The 6482-nt window shown below is 42.0% G+C and carries 4 protein-coding genes and 1 pseudogene; 1 reads left to right on the plus strand and 4 read right to left on the minus strand.

The features are described from left to right. Positions 1-508 precede the first annotated feature (508 nt). The 4 genes from ACED59_RS23785 to ACED59_RS23800 are packed head-to-tail and all read right to left on the minus strand — an operon-like array spanning position 509 to position 5196. Positions 509-1129, minus strand: coding sequence for an imm11 family protein (locus ACED59_RS23785; protein WP_017097879.1), 621 nt, complete (start codon positions 1127-1129; stop codon positions 509-511). Further along, positions 1126-1869, minus strand: a complete 744-nt coding sequence (locus ACED59_RS23790; protein ID WP_017097878.1) for an AHH domain-containing protein — start codon at positions 1867-1869, stop codon at positions 1126-1128. Before ACED59_RS23790 ends, ACED59_RS23785 begins: the two co-directional genes overlap by 4 nt. Positions 1870-1881: 12 nt before the next feature. Next, positions 1882-4704 (minus strand): PAAR-like domain-containing protein, encoded by a 2823-nt coding sequence (locus ACED59_RS23795; RefSeq protein ID WP_102258471.1) that lies wholly within the window; start codon positions 4702-4704, stop codon positions 1882-1884. Between the two features lie 27 nt (positions 4705-4731). Beyond that, on the minus strand, positions 4732-5196 hold the full coding sequence (locus ACED59_RS23800; RefSeq protein WP_017097876.1) for a hypothetical protein: 465 nt from the start codon (positions 5194-5196) through the stop codon (positions 4732-4734). A 1074-nt stretch (positions 5197-6270) separates the two neighbouring features. Here ACED59_RS23800 and ACED59_RS23805 point away from each other — a divergent pair. Then, positions 6271-6482: pseudogene (locus ACED59_RS23805) on the plus strand (hypothetical protein); the annotation flags it as partial.

Here is a 6482-nt window from a genome sequence, read left to right on the forward strand (position 1 = left end):
ATCTTATTCTTCGTGCCGGTTAATTAGAATGCGGGGTTCATGACGCGCTTACAATTAAACCCGCGATAGCGGGTTTTTTAGTTCACATGCGTTGATATATGGTCGAATTTACTCCCGTGATACAACACGGGGATTCACGACGAACAGTATTAGAAGAATGGATAACTTCTAGTAGGGCAAACCCCCATGAACAGGAGGTGAATGAGTAAAAGGTCTACCAAATAACGGGGCACTTTCGAGCTAGAAAGTGCCAAGGGTAAAAATTCAACCAAAGAAACTCTTGGACAAAAACGATTTAGCAAGATTGCTAATTTAGCGAAGCATGAATTATTAAAAGTATGGCAAATTTGTTTACGTGATTGTCCAGTATCGCTGAAGCAGATCAAATTGTACTATTTGGGGAGTTTACATATATTCAGAAACAGCAAATAAAGTTATTGTTCTTGAATACCTAGTTTTAAGCTATAAATGCAGATTTCCCCAATGCCTTCAGCAGCCCACTGGTCCATTAAGACTCTACAAACTGGAGGCCCATTACCCAATCAGAGACTTTTACAAAGTTAAGCGTATCCACGTTTTGTTTCTTGAACGCTTTTACTACTTTCTCATGAACAATAATATGAGGGTAATCGCTGAATTTTGGCATAAAGACCAAGCGTTCTTTCTCTGGCATCGCAGACAACTTGTTATCATCCAAATAGTACTGCTCAATTGTGTGTCTAGTATCTTCCGGGTCATAATCATCAATCTGACACTTTTCTAGATTCAAAACATCCATTTTCTCAAATACATTAAACACCCAATAGCCCTCATGATATTTGTCATGATCATCTACGATCACGCTGGGGTAAACCTGACAACATGCATTGTCTATATTACCAAGAGATTGTTTAATTTCATCAGAAAATACTGGGTAGGTTGAGTCTAAGTGAGCCTTTTTAATTGGCCTAGAAACCCCTCGAACCAAATCTTCATCACGATAGCAGTTTTCAAAAAGCATTGGCTCATCACCACTTAGCTTGGTGTATTCGTAATCCCTCATGGCTGAATGCTTTTGAGGCTTTAGGTACAAAGTATTTTCATCATAATTTTCGAAAACAATATAGTATTGGTCGTTGTATTGGCTCATTGTCCTACCTTGGGTATCCATCTGGTGTTTTGGTACGTGATCGTTTTGGTGTTCCATGGGGAACTACTGGTTTGATAGCGCTTGTCTTTGCCATCTCTTTCGCCCAGTTGATAGTGAAGCCGGTCACTGTTGCAATAGTTATCAGGATTGGTTTGTGCGTTGATAATATCGAATTGGCAGGCGCAGCCGGGTCCTCCTGGAATAAAGTATTGGGAAATTTTGGTCAACGGTAATGAAAAAAATTGCCCTCTTTCAATTTTGTTGATTTTCTTTAGCACTTTACGACTAATCGGGTCGAGCAGCTTATGTATCTCTGACTCGGTTTCTGTTTTCTTAGTCTTTCCATAGCAGTCTTTAATCTTTTTTCTTATCTCTGGATCTCTCAACTCTCCAGAAACGTAACGATGATAAGGTTCTTCCCTAGGTCGGCTAAAGATATGATCGCCGCGGTGTAATTGGCAATGGAGTTGACATGCACCCGGCAAAGTAGCAGGAAAGCCGACCAAATTCGATAACTGGTTGATGTCGTAGCCTTTGTTGACTAGGTTTTCACCCAGCTCACTGTGTTTTACTGCTTCTGCCGAAATAATATGATGGGTATCCATATGGATACCATTATTATAAGGGTGCTCAGATAATTTTTTTACGTTGTTTACCCAGCGCTTACGATAGCCTTTTTTCTCAATCATACCATCGACGAAATCCGATTCTGCCGCCTCTTGACTCATCAGTGTGCCCATAGATAACTTATCCTATACATATTCGATTTCACCCCGGTACAACCGAGGCGTTTTATGTTCTTCACTCTTACACAGTCGACATTTACCCTTTCTAGGCTCATGTTTCTCTTCCACTTGAGCGGTACTATTAACCCGTTTGTCTGCTATGGCGGACTTACGGCGCAATGCCAAATGGCCCGCTAACTTGTCGTAATCTGGCAAGATGTCGACTAAACCATCGACGGTGCTGGTAAAGGTTTCTAGTGCTTGTGCGGCATGAGAGGCTGCACCAACCTTTTTAACGCCCATGGTAAACTTCGCTGTAACCGTCGCAATTCTGGCGGCTGCCCCTGCTGGCCCAGTTAGCAAACCAATCACTATGGTTAACACCACTTCAATGGCAATATACGCAGCTGCTTTACCCACGTGGTAGAAATAGAAGTTAGGTGGGACAGCTTCAATAATCAGGTTCAAGTATGTAAAGAAAGGCAAGATGCTGTTGTCATCATTAATCAACGCCAAGGCCTTAGGGAAAAACTCACTCTCCTTGATTTCCATTGCCCATTCAGGGTCAAACTCCATCACAACAGTGTCAACGAACTTTTCTACGCCTTTAACATCGTTGTTGGTAAAGAGCGTAGGCAAATTCCAAATCGCTTCTCTGTGTCTTGCAATACACTTAATCTTGCGCGCCATATCGTCTGAGCCTTCATTCCACCAAAGCTGCACATCATCAATGGCCTCATCAATGTTCTCGTACGCATCCACACTGGCCGCAATAAGCAAGTTAGGCGCCATACTGGAAATATAAGCCGCCTGTTTTACCCAGCTTGGTAAATCACTTTGAGCTAACTGAACTTCCGTTCCTTTCATCGCATCGGCGGTGTACTTTTCCAATGCATTGTATTTTTGATTGGCGTAAATATAGAGCTTATCAAAACCATCGGTGGTGGCATCTGCTAAGGTATGGCCCATCTCGCCCCAGACTTCGGGAGAGAAAAGTTCCACCACATCAGCACCCCAAGCTTTAGCCCCTTCAAGCACACCATCACCCAAACAAAGTACACCTTCTTCGTTCCATTGTTTCTGGAAACCTGTCATATCTTTCGCGACTGTGTTTAAAAGGCCGTCCAAATAAGTCTCGATAGCTTCCTGTTGTTTTACAATCTTATCTTCAATGCCTGGTTCACCTTCATACTCGATAGTGACAGAGTCTGTGTTGGGCTTGAGATCATCGACCACCACTACACCTCCCTCTGTCTTCTGGGTCTCTAACGCCAGATCCATAGTTTCTGAGGCCGTACTTCTTTGCGGCAATGGATTGAGATCCAATTTGTCTTTATGGGGAACGGAGCCATTGGCTATCACTTTGAGGTTTTTAGCGTAAACAGGCGTTCCCCACAGGTCATCGTGAACGGCACGGATCTTAATCCACTTCTGCTCCTCTAACTCTATTTTCGGTATCGCATTCACGACTACTTCGATAGTCCCTGCTTCGGCAGAGTAAACATGATCAGGCGCTTGAATGACCGAGACATCTGACACATCATCCATAAGTTGACTAGCTTTATTTTCCATACGCTTGAAAGCTTGGCTGAGGTTATCGGACAATTTTTTAGCATAGGTATCAATGGTACTCACATGCTTTTTATAGATATCAGACGACAAGTAATCATAATTCAACCGACTAGCTTCGGACTTAAGAGATTCCACACGCCCTTTTATCTTACTAAGTAGACTCTCTAGTTCAGAGTTGAGTATATTCTTAGCCTTATCCCAAGGGTAGTTATTGATGAAAACCTGAGGATTACCTTTACCACGAGCTCGCATGTAAGCCAGCATACGATCTGCGGTTTCATGCTTGGGTAAACGAAATAAGACGGAGAAAATTTCCCCTTCTTCCATCACCATTGGTAACCCGTTCGCCAGTACACTATCAAAACTCGTATCAGAGAGACTATCAATTCCCGCGATTAGCGATTCTGACAATACGCTGAAATGAAAATCAGGGTGTCTAAACTCGAAGTGGGCTTTCGTTTCTGCTTCCACAATATCGGCAAAATATCGGTCAGCGGTGAGGCTAGGTCCCATGGTTCCCCAGCCTTCTACTGGCGGGGCAATACGATTCGGGTGCCAGAAGGTTTGCTGTCCCTGAGCAGACCTATCAAAGAAGTCATCATCATTGTAATCGGGTAGGTAGTGTGGGTTGGTTAAACGAACCGGGGTAGCAATAAACTCATCCGTACTTTCTTTAACCAGAATTTTGATTTGACCCGGCTTTAAGCCTGATACTTTGCTTTTGCCAGAGTTATCAAAGTGACCAGGAGACAGAGCACCACCAGAGACATCGGTAATGTCAAAATCTGCGTTCTTAAGAAGTACACCATCCGGGTATCGAGCCTTGATGTAGACAGTGTAAGTGCCGTCTTCATCTTCAGTGACCGTGACAGCAGGGTTTTGAACCCCACCTAGGCACATGGTGTTGCCCTTGTTCATTGTCATTTGGTCTGACAACCTAGCCACGCCTTTCCCTTCGATGATGACACTCGGTGATGCGGAAATGAACTCGGCCTCGGCCTCTATCGTACCCGATGCTACGCCTTTCTTGTCCCCGCCCGCATCGCCTGTGCTCTTGGCAAACTTACTGCCCTTTAAAGCAATACTGTTTCCGCCATCTGCTGTGACTGTCGTAGTGCCTTCCACTAAATCTGCCGACTTCGCGTTATTTCCATAAGGGATTGGTACAACAGGTTTACCGACTGTAGTAAGGCACACATCAGGCAGGGTAGCATTCGCCTCTCCTCCCGAGCCTTTATGGACAACACTGAGTCCATTTGCACTTATTGTAACTGCCATTAATATGTCCTACTTAGATTAAGTGGATTAGTTGAGTTTTACCTTAGCGCCCTGGATCTTATGAATTTTTTCAGCGCTACTACTAAGATGCTTGGCTGTTGTAGTGATACGGCCATCCGTTCCACTATATTTGGTTTGTGTCGTCCCAGAGCCAATAAGCACTTCTTCCTCTGCATCAAGGGTTATCCTCTTTGCTTTAACAACAAGCTCTTGCTCTTCAAGCAAAGAAATATAGATATCAACCAATGTTGGAATGGTAAGATCTTCGGATAGAAAAGAGATTCGGCAATCGAGTTTATTATCGATGGCCATAAAAATTTCTGACTGAGTAAAAGCACGGCCTATTGACGCCCAGAGAGGTTGAGAAAATGGGTTATGCTCAAAATCTACTTTGACTCGATTCTTTTCTGGATGAACTTCCACTACCCAACCAATTCGAGAGCAGGGTTTTGAAGTAGGCTTAAGAATATCTCTTGGTGGCTCTTGATTCATGGTGGGCCCAGTGATTATTTAGAGCCTATTATTTTATCTCTGGGCGATTTGAATAGGTAATGTGGAAATGAATGGTCACTACGATTGAATAATCGACTTTAAAGACATGAAGGCCAATCAATGTAACTAGACTAGCAAATCAATTGGCTTTATCGCATGTGTTTTTCACTTTTCTATAGGTTTATCTCGCACTCAAATTTGTGATTAAAGTCACGCACATCACTATCATTTTAAAGTTGAGAGTATTACATCACTTGAGTAATGATAGAAACGATATACCAAGCCAAAAAGCAACACGATGATGTCTTTTGTGTCGTATAACTTTGACAACTGCTAATGTCAGATAACTTTTATTAGGGGAAACACACATTAACAAGGTGTGAATGAGTAAAAGGTCTACCTTATAATGGGGCAGAAATTAGATAACTCGTGCCTAGCTAATTACGGATTTAAAGCCAAAAAGTGATCAAACTTTATTGGAATCGAACAAACTATTTTGACATCTGACAATACTTTTTTCGCGTGCGTTTTTCCTAACAAAGTGCCCCTGTAAGAAGAAAATTGGACGTTAATTCAAAAGTAGTGTGGTCAAATATACACCCCATCCCCTTTCAATAGGGGCTTTTTTTATGGATAATTCAACCTCTTAGCGAAAATACGAACCAAAGAAAAAGAATTTATTTAGTGCCCCTGCGCTTTCAGTTTACCGCCACACACCACGGCGCATTGATTTCAATGCGAATGGTTGTCTGTTAAGGATATAAAGACAATAAAAACAAAAAGTTATATTTAATGATAAAGGGGGAGTAGAGTGTAAAAAATTTTCAAAATCTCAACTAATTAGCCGCTGAAATCGTATTTAAAAATATGTTAAATGTATTTAATATCCATTTAACCCATGCATGGTAAGGTTTACAGGCTATTTGATTTGAAAGTGAGTGTATTTGTATTTGATTTCAATTTAGCCCTTTTCTGGCTTTGTTTGTGAGCGATTGTTAGGTTGTGATAATATGGTATCGTATTTAAATGTACATTAAATCGTATTAACCAAATTTGGTGGGAGAAAATCTAAAAATGGCGAGAAGCACAGTATTACAAGCCACAATCAAGGGGCCGCTAGAGCAAGATTTTCGCAAGTTTAAAAAGAGAGAAGGTTTAACTGATGCTGATGCGATTCGTCAGCTTTTGACATTGGCATTGCGTATTAAACTGAATGACAGTGACGATGAAAGGCCGTCGAACCGTGAGTTGATGGAAGAAACGTATCGTAGAGTTAGGCAGGTACA

Origin of the sequence: Vibrio sp. FF266 (assembly GCF_041439695.1) — a bacterium.
Lineage (GTDB): Bacteria > Pseudomonadota > Gammaproteobacteria > Enterobacterales > Vibrionaceae > Vibrio > Vibrio tasmaniensis_A.